The sequence below is a fragment of the Iodobacter fluviatilis genome (genome assembly GCF_900451195.1).
Lineage (GTDB): Bacteria > Pseudomonadota > Gammaproteobacteria > Burkholderiales > Chitinibacteraceae > Iodobacter > Iodobacter fluviatilis.
In genome coordinates this window covers 2368945-2389629 of the sequence record NZ_UGHR01000001.1, presented here as the reverse complement: position 1 = coordinate 2389629, position 20685 = coordinate 2368945, and the positions used below count along the sequence as shown (strand labels likewise).

The 20685-nt window shown below is 49.0% G+C and carries 4 protein-coding genes; all 4 read right to left on the bottom strand.

Going from position 1 to position 20685, the window contains the following annotated elements:
* Positions 1 to 87 precede the first annotated feature (87 nt).
* From DYD62_RS10860 to DYD62_RS10845, 4 genes are read right to left on the bottom strand one after another with little or no spacing between them, the layout of a single operon-like run.
* The gene (locus DYD62_RS10860) at positions 88 to 681 is read right to left on the bottom strand and encodes a hypothetical protein (protein ID WP_115227351.1); all 594 of its coding nucleotides are present in this window, start codon (positions 679 to 681) and stop codon (positions 88 to 90) included.
* Complete coding sequence (locus DYD62_RS10855; protein ID WP_165928647.1) at positions 678 to 3104, bottom strand: hemagglutinin repeat-containing protein; 2427 nt, start codon at positions 3102 to 3104, stop codon at positions 678 to 680. The genes DYD62_RS10860 and DYD62_RS10855 overlap by 4 nt, the downstream gene beginning before the upstream one ends.
* On the bottom strand, positions 3055 to 3951 hold the full coding sequence (locus DYD62_RS10850) for a PoNi-like cognate immunity protein (RefSeq protein WP_115227349.1): 897 nt from the start codon (positions 3949 to 3951) through the stop codon (positions 3055 to 3057). The genes DYD62_RS10855 and DYD62_RS10850 overlap by 50 nt, the downstream gene beginning before the upstream one ends.
* Complete coding sequence (locus DYD62_RS10845) at positions 3948 to 20642, bottom strand: hemagglutinin repeat-containing protein (RefSeq protein ID WP_115227348.1); 16695 nt, start codon at positions 20640 to 20642, stop codon at positions 3948 to 3950. Before DYD62_RS10845 ends, DYD62_RS10850 begins: the two co-directional genes overlap by 4 nt.
* Positions 20643 to 20685 lie beyond the last annotated feature (43 nt).

Below are 20685 nucleotides of genomic sequence, written 5' to 3'. Positions count from 1 at the left end.
ATTAGAAGTACTGATTGATGCCCATTTCGGGGTTAAAAACCTTGACCTGCAAGACGGTATCTGACGCCTATATTTTTTCACAATATTTCAATCTGGAATTACCCGCAACATCGTAATTATTTGATCCGTACTTTCGGATAAATCGAGAGCATGCTGCCCTCCAACAATAAGCCCACCATAACTTTCATCAACGTAAAACCACTCATCACCAGAGTCATAATGCATGGATGTATAAGGAAGAAAAGAATCCACACGATCTCCCAATCTCATGCCCTCTGGCAATCTACCTTGATATGATAAATCTAAATTTTTCGCATCAAATTTAGAGGTTTTTTTGATATCATCAGAATAGCAATCAACCAACCAGACTGTCACCGTCAAAACAACCCCATTACTTATTTTTATCGTTAAAGATCGATCATCAATCCCAATCCTACCTTCTTGACCAGCCCCCCCAAATCGTGCATCTGTACTTAGAAAGGAAATATACTCCATATTTTCTTCTTTTCTAAGCACTGGCCCTCCTGGAAAATGAAATAAATCGTTCGTTCCAACCACCTTATATTTTTGCAATACCTTGTCCAAGTCCGCAACTTTTGTGCCCAATGAAATTCCTGCGCACGATTCATACGGGACAATAGGACAATTCCAATTCACATTAATCTCAATTTCTTTTGTCATTTCACTCTCCAATTTTTTCCATACTTATCAAGCGGAATAATAATTTGTCCATCAGGATTAAAATATACCACTCGCCCTTTATTTTCAGCGGGATCATACTTTTTATAAGTTGTAGGTTCGATTATTTTCCCTATTGATCCATCTTCATAAGTAACTTTATAGTACTGTCCTTTATGTATTGAGTCCTCACTAGCAGGACTAAACTGCACTTTGCGAACCAAAGGATGATTGTCAACTTTAAAAACCTGTGCATTGCCAGAGGTACCCTTTAAAGCTGCTTCATCATGTGTGGCATATCCATCCATTTCATAAGCTTTTTTCAAATCGTTTTTATTTGCTCCCCAAATATTTTCCACCCCCCTTGGAATTCCTTCTTTCTTTGCCAAGTCTTGACGAAGTTGAGATGCGGCCCCTACATTAGCTACCCCATCAGATTTATTATATTTTGTTGCTGTCCCTGTTGTACTTGGCAATTCTGGCCCCGTCTCACTTTTTGGCGACTTCAAGGAAGTATTACTACCTCCAAACGCCATTGAAGTAATCGCAGCACGCATAAATTCCTTAGAATTAGCCCCCTCGCTTGAGGTCATTAATTTTTCCGACTCTGCACGAGTAACAACAGCAATCCATAAAGAACTCAAATTAAGAGACTCTTGCACTGATAAATCACCTTTACTTGCCAATGTTTTAAGCTTCGCCAATTCGCCATCAATTTCAGTTCTTGTTACTTTACCCTGAGGCTTAGCCAAAAAATCTGCCGTACTTGTAGCAACAGTTTTAACTCTCGCAGTCGTCCCTTTTAAAAATGTTAACGCATTATTCTCCATCTCAATCTGAGCCGCATTATTCGCGGCCGCTGCATTGCCATCCGTTGCTGCAACAATGCCGGTGATGATGGAGCCGACCAGATTCTTACGTTTCTCCTTTTCACTGGCCGTCATCTTATCTGCGTTGGTGTTTTCAATTTCTGATAAGACGTTGTTGATGACGACACTGGAAGCGGCTCCCACTGCGGCACTACTGCAGTTGCTACTCGTTGCCGCAGCTCCGGCGCAGGAGGCGATGGCGTGCAGGGCGGCGCGGACGTTTTGGCTGGTTTGGTTTTCTTCTCCCTTCTTGGTCTGGAAACTGTCGGCGATGTCTTTGATTTTTTCAGCGCCCAAGCTTTGCAGGTAAGCCACAGAGGCGTTTTGTAGCAGGCCTGTTGCGCCGCCGCTGACATTGCCACCCACTGCGGCTTGCAGTGCGGTCATGGCGCGGCCGTAGTCTCCACCAGGCGTCCATCTATCTGCTTCGGTTTTTTGCCCGTCCAGACTAATGACCTGATCTTTCAGCTGACTGATCAGCGCCTGATTTTGCTGATCTTGTGGCTTGGCTTGTTCTGCTTTTAAGCTGGCCGATGTGCCGTCCAGAGCTTTCTTCGCAGCATCCGCCTCAGCCGTGCGGTTGGCCATAAAGGTGTTGCCTTCTTGCAGGAAGGTTTTGGTGGCACTGAATAGCTCGTTGATTTTTTCAGGCTTGAAATCGTTGGCGAGTTGTTGCTGAGCACCATCGGTGTCGCGGCTCAGGCTGGCGATGGGTTCTGCAGCGGTTTTGCCGGTCAGCTCTTTCTGCTTGGCTTCGTCGGTGATGGTAATTTTGGCTGTGGCGATGGCACTTTTGGTGGTGCTTGTACCATTATCCCCAGCGCTAAGGGCGACGGGCGCAGTGGATGTGACGCCACTTGGGCCTGCGTCGTAGAGTTTGCTACCCGCTGGGCTGGCAGCCTGATCGCCACTTTTGCCGTCTGCTGCCTTTTTATCCGTTCCGCCCATGCTAAAGCCACCGCCAATGCCGATGCTGCTAGCGCTATATTCAGCATGGTTGTTAATGTCTTTTTGGGTGAGCGTGCCGGTGCTGAGGGTGTTGTCGTCCGATTTGCTGGCAATCACCGCGCCGTTTAAATCGGTATTGTTTTTAACCTTAATCTCAAAGCCATCTTTGCCTGCAAACAAGCCGCTTTGCTCGGTGACGGCGGCATAGTCAGATTTCATTTTGTCCTGACTGATGCTGGCGCTGCCCGATACGCCCGCCCCCGCCGTTACACTCGCACTGGCGCTACTTTGCTTGCTATCAAACTGACTGCTGTCTTGGCGGCTGGCGAGTTTTAAATCGCCACCAATGTCGGCAACGATTTTACTGCCACTGACCACGGCGCCTTCTACGCGGGTGTCGTTGCCGGATTCCAGCGTCAGGGTTTTACCTGCGTTGAGATGGCTGCCTAGCACGTTTAGCTGGCTGGCTTTATCGCCCACCGCCGAGATTTGAATATCGCCACCGGCGTTTAAAGTACTGCCGCTGTGGCTGATGCTGCTGGTTTTAGTGATAGATACCTTATTTACGCCTAAATAATTTTGAGAAGAATCCGCGTTTAGGTTCGTCAATCGCCTCTGGAAGTGCAATGCTTATCTCCGCCATAGGGTGGGTACTTGGCCCGTCAGGTCTTAATAAATCGCCCGGATAATGCTCGTGACCTAAACATTGGGAGTCATCTAAACCCAAGGCCTTAACCACAGCAACGGCCTCTACACACCAGCGACCAAAATACGCTCCCCCTTCAAAATTACGATCTCCATAGGTATACCAATATGGGCGCTCATACATGGCGGCATCCGCAGACAAGCCCTTCTTGGCAGGGCGATTCAGCTCTTTGTACCATTTGTCTACAAATACAAACAATCGCTTGGCTTGCTCATCAACAGGGGCATTCACCGCATCAAGTAGCCGCTGATAAGGCTTAGGGTGACAAAGCCGAGAACCTATCTTCCGCCCTGACTGGCGTGAAGCAATAACACGATCCAATAATTCATCCTGTCCCTCATTTCCTATCAATGCTAATAATCGTTGCCATTGCTCCTCTGGAATAGATAGAGCCAAAGCCAAACCCACAAGCCAGAAACAAACAATGTAATGATCCAGATTCACGGCCCAAACATGACGAGTATATTGCTGCTCTTCTGTCCAGATATCTTTGCCTAATCGTTCAGATTCTTCCCATGCATCTAGTAATGGCGAAAAATACTGAGACAATTCACTAATTTCGTCGCCTCGGGAATAACGACGTAACATTTGATGCCAGTAACTTTTGGAAAAATTAAATACAAACTGAGGCTCATAAAGAGGATCACCTGCTGGAAGCTTAAGCTCAGATTTAACTTCCTCAAATCGCTCTTCTGCGTACTCCACCCACTCATTCCAGTAGGCAACATCTCCACGTAATGAGCGAATCACTTAACACCTCCAAGAACCTTAGACGCCAACTTAGGATCTGGGAAAAATTTCCCATTTCTATCCAACACACCAACAGTCACACGTCCAAAAGGGTCTGTATGAACCAGTAATTTTTCAACTCTACCTCCTCGTAAGGAAATCTCAACCTTATTGGCTAATTTTTGATCCCCTCCGACCGATTCTAATATCCTATCGTATCCAGACTTTGTTCCATTTAACCAATCATCGCTCATCTGCAAACCATCTTTAGTTTCTTTTAAAACAGATGAGCCAAATTTATATTCCACCACAATATAATCAACATTAGGTTTATTGACTTTATAAAGATCATCAATCCCAGTTTGTCCAATTCCCGGAGAGCGACCTATTTTCTGAGCACCGGGAGCAAGACTCGTAATCTTTTCACCCCCAAGTAAATCACCAACAACACTCTTTTGTGCATTAGTCAGATTACGAAAATCCATTAATGGCTTGCCATCTACAGCAAATACACCGCCTTTTGCCACTAATTGATCAAATTTCGCAGTATTAACTAAAGCCTCCAGCCCTTGCTCTGAAAGCACCACGCCAGCCTTAGCTAAAGCCACACCGCCCTTAGCAACGCCACCTACCCCTGTTGCCACACTCCCTACTTGCCAAATCAAGCTTCCAAGGTCTTTACCAAACTGTTCCGCCTGAACATCACCACCTTGGGTTAGTGCTTGATCCATTCGAGCCATTTTTAAGTTCAGCTCGCCCAAGATGGTTTCACCCAACTGCTGTCTAACCTCTGGGCTAGTAATAATTTGTTTTAATCCATTTAAACCTGCAATTGGATCAGCTAGAAATTGTGCAACGCCCTTTACATCACTCCAGCCGGATTCTGCCAAGCCCTTGCCAATACCGGTTGTGGTCAGTGCATCCTGCTTTCCGCTTGTATATGCCCATTTACCACTTACCTTAATTTCGTCAAGTAAACTCTTTGCCGCTTTTAATTCCTTTAAATATTGAGCATTTTGGCTTGGCGAAAGCCAATTATTCTGCATCTCAATCTGCGCCGCATTATTCGCAGCCGCTGCATTGCCATCCGTTGCCGCAACAATACCGGTGATGATGGAGCCGACCAGATTCTTGCGTTTCTCCTTTTCACTGGCTGTCATCTTATCGGCATTGGTGTTTTCTATTTCTGATAAGACGTTATTGATGACGACACTGGAAGCCGCGCCCACGGCGGCGCTGCTGCAGTTGCTGCTCGTTGCCGCAGCTCCGGCGCAGGAGGCGATGGCGTGTAGGGCGGCGCGGATAGTTCCACTGGTGGCATCTTCTGTGCCTTTCTTTTCTTGAAAGCTGTCGGCGATGGCTTTTATTTTTTCAGCGCCGATGCTTTGCAGATAGCTGACGGTGGCGTTTTGTAGCAGACCACTCATGCCGCCAGTGACATTGCCGCCCACGGCCACTTGCAGCACCGTCATGGCGCGGCCGTATTCGCCGCCTGGGGTCCATTTGTCTGCATCAGCTTTTTGCTCTGTTTGGCGGGCTTGCTGCTGAGTCAGATCATCAATACGTGCTTGATCTTTTTGCCCTGCTGGTTTGGCGTTTTCTGCTGTTAATGCCTTGTCGGTGGCTTCTAGCGCTGCCTTGGCTTTATCCGCATCCGCAGCACGATTAGCCATAAAATGGCCCGTTTCCTGAACCAACGCTTTGGCCGCAGCCATTTGCTCCGCAAGCTGCTGTTGATCAAAGTGGTTGGCCAGTTTTTGCTGTGCACCGTCCGTGTCGTGATTCAGGCTGGCGATGGTTTCGGCTGCGGTTTGGCCAGTCAGCTCTTTTTGTTTTGCATCATCCGTCAGGGTGATCTGGCCCTTGCTAATCGCGCTCTTCGTGCTGCTACTGTCGCTCTCTTGTGCGCCCATTACAGACGGTGCGCTTGCACTTACATTAGATTGATCAGCGCCCTTGGTTTGAGACGTTTGCTCTTTGCTTGACGAACTAAAATCAAGCCCGCCACCTAAGCTGATGGCGTCGGTCTCGGCGTGGTTGCTGATGTCTTTTTGCGTGAGCGTGCCGGTGCTGAGTTTGTTGGAGTCGCTGCTACTAGCAATCACAGCGCCTATCAGATCGGTATTGTTTTTAACCTTGATATCAAAGCCGTCTTTGCCCGCAAAGATGCCACTCTGCTCACTTACCGCAGCATAGTCATTATGCGTTTTATCGTAGGAAGCACTAGCACTTCCACTGGCGCTACCGAAGCCGATTGTGACGCTGGCACTGCCCCCTATTTGCTTATTGTCGAATTTACTAATGTCTTGCAGGCTTTCAATATTTAAATTGCCTTTGATATCTGCAATGACTTGCTGGCCTGTAACCGTTGCGCCGCGCAGGTTGGTATCTCCCCCTGAAATCAGGGTGAGTGTTTTTCCTGCATTCAATTGGCTGTTCTGCCAAACGACATCGCTCCCATCGGCCTTGCCTCGGGATGCGCTGGCCTCAGCAGTAATCCCAAAGCTCATTCCGCCTTGACCAATATCAGCCGCAACACCTACACCTCCGCTCGTGCTGCTATTACTACTGTGCTGCTCCTTACTATCCTTGGCGGCTTGTAAGGTCACTTTGTTTTCGGCTTGCAGGGTTAAATCATGCGCCGCATCGACCTTTGTACCCGTAATGGTGATATTGCTGTCACTTCCGCCACCTGTTGCGGTCATTTTGATGTCATTGCCCGCACGGATAGCCCCTAGCTGATGCGTCGTAGAGCTGGCTGTCGCTTCACTTTGAGTACTGCTTTGTCCTGCTGTAATGCTTATTTTGGCAATGCTGCCCGATTCCATAGCCTGAGCCGCCTGAACGCCATTGTAAGCCGCTAAAGCAGCTGCACCAGCAGCCATCGCACGGGTACGCGCATCCTTGCTGCCTTGCATTAAGTCCATCATTTGTTCCGCCGTTTGCACGGCAGAAATAACTGCACTGCTTACTTTTGTGGTGATGCCCGTTTGTTGGGATTGGTGCTGCTCTTGGTGCTGCTGTTGATCGGCACTGCTGCTGATGTCGATACGCTTACTTGCCAAGAGCAGGTCTTGACCCGCATTTATATCTGTTCCTTGCAGCGCAATCTGCTCTTTCGCTTTCAGACTCACACTGCCGTTTTGGCTTACAATATGGCTTTGCAAGCCGCCCTGCTGCACACTCTGATCTTTCCAATGATCTTCACTTTGTCTTACACCATTCGTTTGGCTAAAGTTGCCCCCCGCCACCTCACCAATTTGTTTGCCACGCTCATTCAGCTCAGACATGCGTTCAACATTGCCAGATTGGCCAATAATACGGCCATTATCGGCACTTAATGTCACATCGCCCTGGCTAATAATGGATGAGCCTGCAAGTTGGATATCCCCTTGCCCAGCGCTTATTTCAACCGTTTTGCCACTAATCAAGCTAGCAGTCTGAGCGCCCCCTAAATCTTTACCATCAGACTCTTTGCGTAATTGATTGTAAGGCAGAGAGGAAACATGCCCAGCATTAGGTGCACCATCTAAAGTACGAGCAGCATCGCCTAATGATGGCACGCCCAGTGAAATGCTATGCCCGTATTGATAAGAATCGCTATTGGTATCTAGACGATCATTCATAGCAACAATACTGACTTGATTGTTTGCCTTCAGCTGAGTATTACCCTCCCCTTGCACGCTTGATCCAGATACAGTCAGATCGCCGCCTTGCAACTTACCTGCAGCATCTTTTTCACCGCGAGCAATAATGCTGATATCGCTCCCAGCCGTAATTTGGCTACCGCGATGGGTAGTACTTTGCATATCGGTGCTAGAGCCAGAATGACTCTCTTGGTAAGCAAGTCCCAGCCCTGGTGTATCCAGACCAGAGGCCGCAAGCTCATTGAGCGTTGACTGAGCTCTTTGCCTGCCTTTTTGGGTATCGCCAATTGTTTGCAGATTTTGAATCGTATCGTAAGGAGTGCCTGTCACACTAAGGCTTAAGCCTTTAGTTTTCTCTTCGTGCTGTTGCTTCGTGTTTAGCTGGTCCTGACTAGTTTCAATACTTACATTTCGCCCTTCTAATGCAATAGATCCAGCCAAGGCACTAACATCACTACCGCTCACTTTTAGATCACGGCCAGCCTGCACACTGACCTTACCCCCAAGACTGCCTACCATGCTGGCGCTATCGCTTTGAGTGATATTATTTTGATCTAAACGATCCTTGCTGCTTTTACTGCCAATGCTAATCGACAGGCCATCAGAGAAAATACCCGACTTTTTTTCTTCTCTTAAGTGGCTTTGCTGAGACTGATTGCTTGCCGCTAAAATATTAATATCCCTGCCAGCCAGAAGCTCAACATCTTTTTCTCCAACAATACTGCTGCCATTCACCCGAATATCATTACCTGCCTGCACTTTCAGGCTATTACCAGATAGGCTCGTGCCCAGCGCTTGCGTGCTACTACTAAAATCATAAGTTGTAGTAGTAGAGCTAGAAAACCAACCACGGCTTTCGCTAAAAGTTTCTCTGGTATCAGTCTGCGTTAAATTAATTGAATTAATATCGATATCTTTTTTAGCCGCTAAGCTCAGCTGGCCTTTCTCTGCCAACAGGTCTGCACCTTTCAGGGTGATATTGCCATCTGGGCCGACGGCTTTAATGCTGAGATTCTGCCCCGCCGTAACGCTGCCGCCCTGTAAGCTTTCCTTACTAAACGCATGCCGATCGTACTTATCATTGCCTGCGCGCTGGTCGTCCCCCGCCAGCCGCTCTTTAACGGCTTCGATCTGCACGCTGCTACCTTGTAAGCTTAGATCTTTTCCGGCATGTAGATTAGTGCCAACTAAGCTAAGGCGATCGCCCGCCACCACAAGGGCCGTGCCACCTGCGCTGATGCTGCTGATATTTTGCTGGGTGGATTGCTTATCTAAATAACCCGTGCGCCCACCGGCCCAATCGCCATCGGTAGCCAGATGCAAGCTACTGCTGGTGGCGATGCTTTGGCTATCAATCTTTCCCAAGGCTTGCATGCTGAGATCTTGCCCAGCCTGTACGCTGGCCGCTTTAAGCAGTAGATCGCGCCCTGCGCTCAGGCTGATTTCGCCGCCTTGCACAATGGCTTGCCGGTCTAGATTGGATTGCTTGGCGCTGCCCGCCGCGTTTTTAGTTTCGCCCATCGCCAGCGTTTGCAAGACAATATCGCGGCCCGCGCTTAAGCTAAGCTTGCTGCCCTCACCCATGCCTACAATCTGGCCAGATTGATTTTGCAAATCGTTCTTGGCATGGATAAAGACTTGCTGGCCGCCGATTTGCCCGTGATCATTTAATACATCACGGCCCGCATTCAGCGTGAGCTTATCCCCCACAATGCTGGAATTGCGGTTTACCAGATCTTCGCTGCTGCTTAAATGCACTTCACGCGCAGAAATCACCGCCCCGCCTATCTGCAAATCACCTTGCTCCAAGCGGCGCAGATACACCTGCGGCACCAGCACATCCTGCTTGCTGCCATCAGCTAAAGTGACTGTTTGTGTGCTCAGCCAGACCATATCAGTGCTTAACAGCGCCATTTGCTCGGCGCTCAGTGCCACACCAGGGGTCAGCTGATATTGCTTGGCAAAGCTAATCCCCGCATTCATCAGCGCTTTAAACTCGCTTTCGGTATCGCGATAGTCACTGAGGAAGCGTCGCCCAGTGAGCGCTAAAATCTGATCATTAATCAGCTTTTGCTCAAAGAAACCATCGCCATAGCGCTTTAATTGCTGCGAAGGATCTTTAGCTAAGTTCTGGATAAAGTAATCAGAGCTTAAAAAGCTGCGCTGATTAGTAAAACGCGGATCTGTTTCAACCAGATAGCGCTGATCCGGGGCGGCATGCAGTTTAAACAGGCTGTTATTTGGAGCGACCAAATTAGGCAGCATGGTTAATACCCGCCCCTGCAGGCCCAATTGCATGCTTTGTATTTTAGGCCCGGCCTGCTGGCTGGTTTGCGCCATTTGTGCGGCTTGCGCGTCTTTCAACTGCACCTTGGCCGTGTCGCTCATTTCAGCCTGATCGACCGTGGTTTGTACCTGCTGTTTATCAGCTAAAAGCGTTGTTTTTTGCCCGGATACTGGCCCCATTTCAGCCAGCTGCTTGGTAGTTGGTGCATTGCTTTCTTTAATTAAACCCGTAAGTGTGGCTTTCGCCATCTGCGCCTGCTCTACATCGGATTTGGTCGGCCCTTTAGCACCGCCCAATGTGGCTTGCTCTGCCTGCTGCATTTGCGCCGATGACTGCTGCACCAGCGTAGCCGCATTCGCCCCGCTTAATTGTGTTTGGCTCAGACTAGCCATAGCAGCCTGATCAACACTTTTTGCCTGTACGCCCTGTTGGGAATTGAGCTGCGCCTTGGCAATATCAGCCATCTGCGCCTGATTAGCCTGCTGCAAAGCGGCATCTATCACCTGCCCGCCTTGTTGCTGGCTGGCCGCTGCACTGGCCGATTTATCCGCCGTATGCTGACCTGCATCCAGCAAGCCCAGCTTGTCTTTTACAACCCCCGCACCAGACACCCCTTCATAAGTCACCGTCATTAAAGGGACAGAGACTGTTTGAGGCGGCAAGGTCAGCGCCTGCCAGTTGCCACCATTGACCGCTACAGAACCTTTCAGCTCTTCGGTGCGCGTACCCTGCTGCTTGCTGACGTTATTGATATTTTTTACATCGCCCAGCAACTGGCCGCCTGCCACCAAAGCGCTATCCTGGTTATTAATGGCCGAGCCAAGCAAAGTCATATTGCCACCGGCAATAATTTTGCTAGGAGCAGATTTTTCTACCGTGCTTTGGGTGACTGTTTTGGAGTCGAAGCGGTAGGTGTTCCAATTGCCATAGGTGCGGGAATCGAGATCGGCGTTGAATGCTATTATTTTAGAAGCCAAGTCCCCATCGCGACCAAATATATTCCAGATTGGATCTGAATCTGCATAATCAAACCGCACCGCTCCCCCGCACCCACCAGAAGGCCCATGCCCTCCCCCTCCCCCGCATTTTGGAGGAGGAGTATAAAAGGGCACTGCATAAGCTTGAGAGCCAAACTTTGCGTGAGGGTAAATTGAACTAGGTTTCACTAAGCCACTTCTGCCAGTGTAATAACCATAATTTTCCAGACTAAAACCTACCTCCCCTCTATATTTTAATTCTCCTTCATCGTAGCGCTTACCAGACCCATCAATAATTTCAACTTGATTAAACGCTACTTTTTCCGTAGTTGTTTTCTGTTTTATATCCAAATAAATATTTTTATTTTCAACCGTATTAGCTAAAATAAAAAGATTATTAGCAATATCAATCCGGCTGGATTCATTATTCAATACACTCATCTGGCCATGGGCATTGCCTTCCGTATCTAAACCACCACCAATCGATGCATTACCCAAACTAAATATAAGCGCCCCGTCTTGATTGCCCGTGGTATTGAGGTTATTTAAAGTTGTAGCGCCCAGCTGCAGGTCAGTACGTGCAGCAATCACGCCAGTATCGCGGTTATTAATTGTGTTCGCGCCAATAGATAGCTTATCGCCGTAAATGCGGCGGGTATTATTAATTGTGCCCGCATCAATACGCACCACAAAGCCATCAATTAGCCCATCACCGCTATTATCCAGCTGTCCATTTGCATTAATGTGGGTGGTTTCCAAACTACTGATTTCACCACGATTATCCAGATTACCGGTTGTAATCGTTGTTTGGTGATTACTAATTAATTTACCTTTATTCACTAAATGATTGCTGGCTAAGGCTAAATCACCCTTAGCTTGCAATACGCCTTGATGCGTGTAATCACCATTAATTGTCAGCGCTAAATCAGTACCCGCAGCAATACTGCCGTCTAGATTATCAAGACTATTGCTATTGATATTTGCGCCTGCACTGGTTTCGACAACGCCTTTGCCATTATTAAATTGAGTGACAGCCAAAACCATATGACCCGCATCAATCCGGCCATTTTTATTATCTAATGCAGAAGCCTTAATTGTTGCTGAACCACCAACATTTAACCTTCCTTGGTTTGCAAACACCCCTGATAAATTAATATCTGCATCGCCTAAGGCGGTTAAAGACCCTAGGCTGTTATTCAAGCTTTGTGCCTTAATATTAAGCGCCGATTTGCTCTCAACTACCCCTGAGGCATTATTAAAATCCCCGCTCAAATTAATATTCTGGCTTTGGCCGCTAAATATATAGCCTGCAGTATTCACTAAGCTGGCTGCATCTAATTGCAGAGTGCCACCGGCAATCAGTCCTTGTTTACCACGTAAATCGGCTTGGTCGAAATGACTTTGAGTGTTGATAAAGTCTTGGCCCTGAGTATTGATTGTGATGTTCGATCCAGCCTGAATCAGCCCGCTTTGGTTGAATACACGGCCCGTTTTTGTATCTATATTAGCCACAGCAATAATCTGGCCTTGGCTATTATCGATATCTGCCGTATTAAGCTGAATATTTTTTGCTGCCAATAGGCCGGCCTGGCTATTGTTAACCGTTCCGGTCTGTATTTTCAACAAGCCTGTATCTGCTTGAATCTTGCCATTCTGATTGTTTAAATTATGGCTACTTAAATCAATATCACCCGTGGTAGAGGCAATCACACCGCCACTGTTTAATAATCCATGCGCAATAAGCGCCAGCTGATCTTTAGCAAGGATGCGGCCATGACTGTTATCCAGAGCAGCACTGCTTAAATTGAGCGCGCCATTTTTAGCTAATAGCGATCCGCCTATATTACTCAGCGCATGGCCTTGGGTATTGATCGCTAATGATGCCTCACTACTAATCTCACCCCCATCATTTTTAATGGTTTGAGACACAAGCGTAGTGCCTGCTGCGCTGCTTATTAACCCACTTTGATTATTTAAATCTGCACTCGTGATTGCCGCTTGGCCTGCCGTGCTAGCGATTTTGCCTTGGCTATTATTGAGTGCCCCCGTTTGCAGCAGCAGGTTTTGCCCTGCCAACACGCTACCGCCTTGATTGCTCAGGCTTTGGCTGGAAATATCCAGTTGCTGCTGGCTTTGAATACTGCCTTTACTGTTATCAATGCCATTATTTGTTTTGATGGTTAGCGCTGCGGCCTGAACTTGGCCGGATTGATTGCTTAAATCATCAGCATTAATCGTTAGCGCGCCTTGGCTTTGTAGCTGACCAGACTGATTATTAATATGGCTGGCATTCAGCGTTTGCGCCGCTTTGCTGTAAATCTGCCCACTGCTGTTATTCAGCTCGCCGGTATTGACCGTCAGCGTGCCGCCAGAGATTAAGCCACCGTCTGCTGCGCTGTGGGTGTTCTGAAGTTTTGCTACATCCAGCTGGGCGGCTTTGCCTGCTTGAATCAAGCCTGCATCGCTGATGAGATTGCCGGTATTAATCTTGAGTGCGTCTTGCGCAATCAGCTGGCCGCGGCTGTTATCAATATTGGCCGCGTTCAAGCCGATATTTTGCCCTGCGAGTAAACCGTGGTTGTCCAGCAGCCCGCTCTGAATATCCAGCGCCAGCTTGGCTTGCAGTTTGCCTGTGTTATTTAAAGCTTGGCCATGCGTATCCACGCTGGCACTGCCTTCTACCGAGGCAATCGTGCCGCTGCTGCTGATCGCTTGGCTGCTGATGTGTAAATCTTGCTGCGCCAAAATGCGGCCATCGGCGTTATCTAAGGTGCCTGTTGTCAGCTGCATTTTACCGTTAGCTAGCACTGCACCGCCGTTGCTAAATACCTGGCCGTGCGTATCGATATTCAAATCCGCAGCACTGTTAATTTCACCGGCTTTATTGCTCAGCGCTTGGCTGCTGATTTGTGTGCCTGTGGCGCTGCTAATTAAACCTGCATCGTTGTTTAATGCGGCGCTGGACAGATTGGTTTGGCCTGCGGTGCTGGCGATTTTGCCTTGGCTGTTATCCAGCGCACCGGTTTGCAGGTTTACATTTTGCCCTGCCAACACCCTGCCGCCTTGATTGCTCAGGCTTTGGCTGCTGATATCCAGCTGCTGCTGGCTTTGAATACTGCCCTTATTGTTATCAAGGCTATTTTTTGCTTTTAATTCCAGCGCTGCAGCTTGAATCTGGCCGGATTGATTACATACATCATCCGCATTAATCGTCAGTGCGCCCTGGCTTTGCAGCTGGCCAGCTTGGTTATTCAGCAGGCCGGTATTCAGCGTTTGCGCCGCTTTGCTGTAAATCTGCCCGCTGCTGTTATCCAGCTCGCCCGTGTTTACCGTGAGCGTGCCGCCAGAGATTAAGCCGCCATCGGCTGCGCTATGGGTGTTCTGAAGTTTTGCTACATCCAGCTGGGCGGCTTTGCCTGCTTGTATCAGGCCTGCATCGCTAATGAGATTGCCCGCGTTAATCTTCAGTGCATCTTGCGCAATCAGCTGGCCGCGGCTGTTATCAATATTGGCCGCGTTCAAGCCGATATTTTGCCCTGCGAGCAGGCCGTGGTTATCCAGCTGCCCACTTTGAATATCTAACGCCAGCTTGGCTTGCAGCTTGCCTGTGTTGTTTAATGCCTGACCGTGGCTATCCACGCTAGCATTGCCTTCTACCGAGGCAATCGTGCCATTGCTGCTTAAGCCCTGGCTGCTGATGTGTAAATCTTGCTGCGCCAAAATGCGGCCATCGGCATTATCTAATACGCCGATTGTCAGCTGCATTTTACCGTTAGCTAGCACCGCCCCACCGTTGCTAAATAGCTGGCCGTGCGTGTCGATATTTAGATCGGCAGCGCTGTTAATTTCACCCGCTTTATTGCTCAGCGCTTGGCTGCTGATTTGCGTGCCAGTGGCGCTGCTGATTAAACCTGCATCGTTGTTTAATGCGGCGCTGGTGATGGCTGTTTGGCCTGCGGTGCTGGCGATTTTGCCCTGGCTGTTATCCAGCGCACCTGTTTGCAGGTTTACATTTTGCCCAGCCAATAAGCTGCCGCCTTGGTTACTCAGGCTTTGGCTACTGATATCCAGCTGCTGCTGGCTTTGAATACTGCCCTTGTTGTTATCAAGGCTAATTTTTGCTTTTAATTCCAGCGCTGCAGCTTGAATCTGGCCTGATTGATTTTGCACATTATCGGCATTAATCGCGAGTAGCCCCTGGCTTTGCAGCTGACCAGCCTGATTATTCAGCAGCGTGGTATTCATCGTTTGTGCTGCTTTGCTGTAAATCTGCCCGCTGCTATTGTCCAACTCACCCGTATTTACAGTGAGCGTGCCGCCAGAGATTAAGCCGCCATCGGTTGCGCTATGGGTGTTCTGAAGTTTTGCTACATCTAGCTGGGCGGTTTTGCCCGCTTGAATTAAGCCTGCATCGCTGATGAGATTGCCCGCGTTAATCTTTAGCGCGTCTTGCGCAATCAGCTGGCCGCGGCTGTTGTCGATATTGGCCGTATTCAAGCCAATATTTTGCCCAGCAAGTAAGCCGTGGTTATCCAGCTGCCCGCTTTGAATATCTAGCGCCAGCTTGGCTTGGAGTTTGCCTGTGTTACTTAAAGCTTGGCCATGCGTATCCACGCTGGCACTGCCTTCTACCGAGGCAATCGTGCCGTTGCTGCTGATGGCCTGGCTGCTGATGTGTAAATCTTGCTGCGCCAGAATGCGGCCATCGGCGTTGGCTAGCTCACCTGTTAGCAGCTGCATTTTGCCGTTGGAGACCACCGCGCCGCCGTTGCTGAATGCTTGACCGTGCGTGTCGATCGCCAGATCCGCAGCGCTGTTAAGTTCACCCGCTTTATTGCTCAGTGCCTGGCTGCTGATTTGTGTGCCGGTGGCGCTGCTAATTAAACCTGCATCGTTATTTAATGCGGCGCTGATCAGATTGGTTTGGCCTGCGGTGCTGGCGATTTTGCCTTGGCTGTTATCCAGCGCACCAGTTTGCAGGTTTACATTTTGCCCAGCCAACACGCTGCCGCCATGGTTACTCAGGCTTTGGCTGCTGATATCCAGCTGCTGCTGGCTTTGAATGCTGCCCTTGCTATTATCTAGGCCATTATTTGTTTTGATGGTTAGTGCTGCGGCCTGAACTTGGCCAGATAGATTGCGTACTTCATCAGCATTAATCGTCAGTGCGCTCTGGCTTTGCAACTGGCCTGCTTGGTTATTCAGTAGGCTAGCATTCAGCGTTTGCGCCGCTTTGCTGTAAATCTGCCCGCTGCTATTGTCCAGCTCGCCGGTATTTACCGTGAGCGTGCCGCCAACGATTACCCCGCCTTCTTTGCTGCTATGGGTGTTTTGTAACTTGTCGACATCCAGCTGAGCATTAGCCCCCGCTTGAATCAAGCCTGCATCGCTCAGTAATTCACCAGCGTTGATTTTGAGTGCATCAAGCGCAATCAGCTGGCCCTGGCTGTTGTCGATGTTTTGGCTATTGATGGTCAATATTTGGCCTGCCAGCAGGCCGTGATTATCCAGCTTGCCACTTTCTAAATCTAAAGCTTGTTTGGCTTGCAACTGGCCATCTTGATTACTTAAAGCATTGCCGTGCGTATCAATGCGCATTGCGCCTTCTACGGACGCAATCGTGCCTTGGGTATTGCTGATCTCCTGGCTATTAAGCTGCAGGTTTTGCTGCGCCTGAATGCGGCCCTGTGCATTATCCAGAGCGGCGATATCGAGCTGCATTTTCCCTTGCGCCAAAATACTGCCAGCCATATTGCTCAGTGCTTGCCCGTGAGTATTAAGGCTAACGTCGGCGGCGCTGTTGATTTCCCCGCCCTTATTGCTCAAAGCTTGGCTGCTGATAATCGTGCCAGTAGCGCTGCTAATCAGCCCCTTGTCATTACTTAGCGCATCGGCATTCAGCGTAACTTTGCCTGCGGTGCTGGCGATTTTCCCTTGGCTGTTATCAAACGCGGCGGTGTTTAATAGCAGATCCTGCCCGGATAAAACGCTGCCTCCCTGATTGAGCAGCTGCTGGCTTTCAATTTGCAGCTTTTGCACGCCTTGCAACGTGCCAAGGCGATTATCCAGCTGGTTGGGTGTTTTAATCGTCAGATCAGCCGCCTGAATATGGCCTGCTTGGTTATCTATTTTTTGCGCTTTTAATGTAAGGGCAGATTGGCTTTGTAGCTGGCCATCCTGATTATTCAGCTGCTGCACATTTAAGACTTGCGCCAGATTGCTATGGATAAGGCCGCTGCGATTATCCAGATCGTCCGCATTCAGTGTCAGCTGACCGCCCACCAATACGCCGCCATCTTTGCCGCTGTGGGTATTAGTGAAATTTTGCACATCAAGCTGCGCATGGCCGCCAGCCTGAATCAGGCCGGCATCACTGAGCACATCACCCGCTTTCATTTTTAAAGCATCTTGGGCGATTAACTGGCCATGGCTGTTATCCACGGCAAGGCTATCTATGGCGATGCTAGAGCCTGCCAGCAGGCCTTGATTCAGTAGTTTGGCAGTGCGCACATCCAGTGATTGCCTGGCTTGCAACTTGCCACTATTACTTAAAACTTGGCCATGCGTATCAAGGCTTAATGCCCCCTCTACCGAGGCAATCGTGCCCTGTGCATTGCTTAGTACTGCGCTATCAATCTGCATATTTTGCTGAGCAAGCAGGCGGCCCTTTGCATTATCCATAGTGCCCGTTGCCAGCTGTATTTTGCCTTGCGCCAGCACGCTGCCGCTCAAGTTGCTTAACTTTTGGCCGTGCGTATCGATATTTAGATCAGCCGTGCTGCTAATTTCCCCACCCTGATTACTCAGCGCTTGGCTGCTTACTACCGTGCCTGTGGCGCTGGTAATTAAGCCTTGCTCATTATTAATTGCGGCGGTATTAAGCGTTGTTTTAGCAGCGGTGCTGGCGATTTTTCCTTGGATGTTATCCAAAGCAGCCGTTTTTAGTTGCAGCGCTTGCCCAGCCAACAGGCTGCCTTTTTGATTGTTTAAATCGGTGCTGGCAATGTCTAACCGCTGCTGGCTTTGAATCAAGCCGCTGCTGTTATCAATGGCGTTTTTGGCGTGCAGGATAAGCGCTGAAGCTTGGATTCGCCCACCTTGGTTGGCAACTGCATCGGCAGTAATCGTCAAATCTGCCTGGCTTTGCAGCTGCCCATCCTGATTATTCAGCTGCTGTACATTCAAGCTTTGTGCTTGATTGCTATGGATAAAGCCGTTGTTATTGTTAAGCTCGCTGGCATTAAGGGCCAAGCTGCCGCCCACGATCAAGCCGCCGTCTTTGGTGCTATGGGTATTTTGAAGCTTGTTCAGCTCAAACAGTGCATTGCCACCCGCTTGAATCAAGCCTGCATCGCTGACTAAATCTTTTGCTTTAATCTGCAAGCCATCTTGTGCAATCAGCTTGCCTTGGCTGTTATCGATATTAGCCGCATTAATATCCAGCGTTTGCCCAGCCAGCAGACCATGATTATCCAGCTTGCCGCTGCTCAAATTGAGCGTTTTTTTGGCTTGCATCAGGCCGGTATTACTTAATGTTTGGCCTTGGGTATCAACGGCAAGCGCACCCTCTACGGCAGCCAGCGTACCTTGGGTATTGGTCAGTGCTTGGGTATTTAATTGCAGATCGTGCTGCGCAATGATGCGGCCCTGCACATTATCTAAAGCCGCCGTTTTGAGCTGCATTGTGTCTTGGGCAAGGATGGCACCGCCCAGATTACTAAGATCCTGAGCGTCAATATTTAAGCTGGCAGCGCTGCTGATTTCCCCTGCCTGATTACTTAAGGCAAGACTTTGAATTTGCAAGCCCGTTGCGGCACTAATCAGGCCGGATGTATTGCTTAAAACACCCGTGTCTATCGTTGTTTTTGCCGCAATACTGGCGATTTTGCCCTGCTCATTATTTAGAGATGAGCTGTGCAAAATCAGCTCTTTACCGGCAAGCAAATTCCCCTGCTTATTTACTAAGGCCTGGCTATTTATTTGCAATTGCTGCTGGCTTTGCACCGTGCCACCGCTATTATCCAGCAGCCCTTTAGATTGCAAACTAATATCCAGCGACTGCATATTACCGCTATTGATAATACGGCCCGCATTAAGCTGCAGATTTTGTTCGCTCAGCCAATCACCCCCCGTGCTGCTGATTAAATCACCAACTTCTGCGCTTAATAAGCCCTTGCTGGCTATTTTGCTTTGGCTCGTCGTCAAGGTATTAGCCTGAATACTTAAACTGCCCAGACTGATCAGCTGACTATGATCGAGGGAGACATCGCTTGCGTTTACTTTGCTTGCCAGCTGGCTTTGCCATTGGCTGTTCGCCACACTCAGTAACCCAGTGATATTGGTATCCAGTTTTCCCAGACTATTCAGCACTGTGCGATCGGTATTCAAACTGGTGATATTCAATACCGTATCTGCACCACTGCTTAAATGGGTATCTGTAAGATTAGATTTGCCCGCTTTTAAATCCAGCTTGCCCTGCGCTTGCCATACCCCGCCCTGATCCTGCCATTGCCCTGCCGTAAAGCTCACATTAGTGGCGCTATATATGGAGCCACTATTTAAAGCCTCACCTGCAATATTCAGGGTCAGCGGCCCCTGACCCTGCTGAATAATTGAACCAGTATTATTTAAGCTGGCAGCATTTAGCAGTAAAGCACCCGCGCCTATCGTGCTTAATGTTCCAGACTGATCGAGCTTGCCAGCAGCCTGCACGTTCAGCACCGCTTCAGATTGGGTTTGCCCGGTTAATGAAACCTGCTTGCTGCCTGTAATGGATAAATCTTGCTTGGCATAGCTGTCTTTCAGGGTGATATCGCCATTGCTGCTGAGCTGTAAAGTGCCTGTCAGTGCGGCTATCCGCCCAGTGCTGTTTACCCCCAGACCCTGCTCTGTGGCAACCAAATACACCTGATTGGCATACATACCCCCCAGGCTTTTGATATCCACCGCAAAACGCGGGGCTTCACCTGATCCGGCTGAGGAAGCGGTTTGCAAAGTGCCATATAAGACCTGATTAGCACCGGTAATACTGTTTAAGCTTTGTGCCCAAACCTCACCCTCTAAGACCAAGCCGCGCGCCAATAAATCGAGCTGGCTTAATTGGCTGCCATTCAGGCCGGACTGGCCAATTGTGATAATGCCCTGGCCCACATTTAATGATTGCAAGCGCCCTTGCTCAAACTGCGGCGTGCCGGTTGTAAGTGTTACGCGGTTGGTATTAATAAACCCGCAAGCATCGCAAAGTAAACCATTCGGATTAGCAATCACAATATCCGCACGCCGCCCGGCCACTTCCATCGTGCCGCGCAGTTGCGAGGCATTTGTTCCTACCACTTCATTTAAAATAATTCGGGCGGGGGTAATACCCAGCTGCGGGTTGCCCGTAATCCAGCCACCTAATTGCGTTTGAATATTGCTATTACTGTTATTTAAAATCAGACCATTTTTATTAACATTAAAATCATTAAATTGATTGCGTGAAACACCGCCCACCGATGGCGGCGCAATATGCACAATCGGCACACCATTCGCTGCAGCATCCAAAATCGGACGTGCCCCAGCCGGGCCTGCAGGTGTGATAGGTAAATCCTGAGCCTGCACCCCACCCATCAGCGCTAAGGCAAGCGCCAAACTCGTACGCCAGCCTTTAAGCAATCCTCTGCTTTGCATAAGCGGCACTGAAACATTGCCTGCCCCGCTTTCTCCACCTGCACATTTCCCCTGACGGTGAGAAGTTTCAGCAACGGCCATTAATAAGCCACGGTGAGCATTAAAAACAAGGCGGTAACGATTTTGGTTCATGGTGTAGGACTCAAAATTAAAATGCTTCAGGCGCCACTGGCAG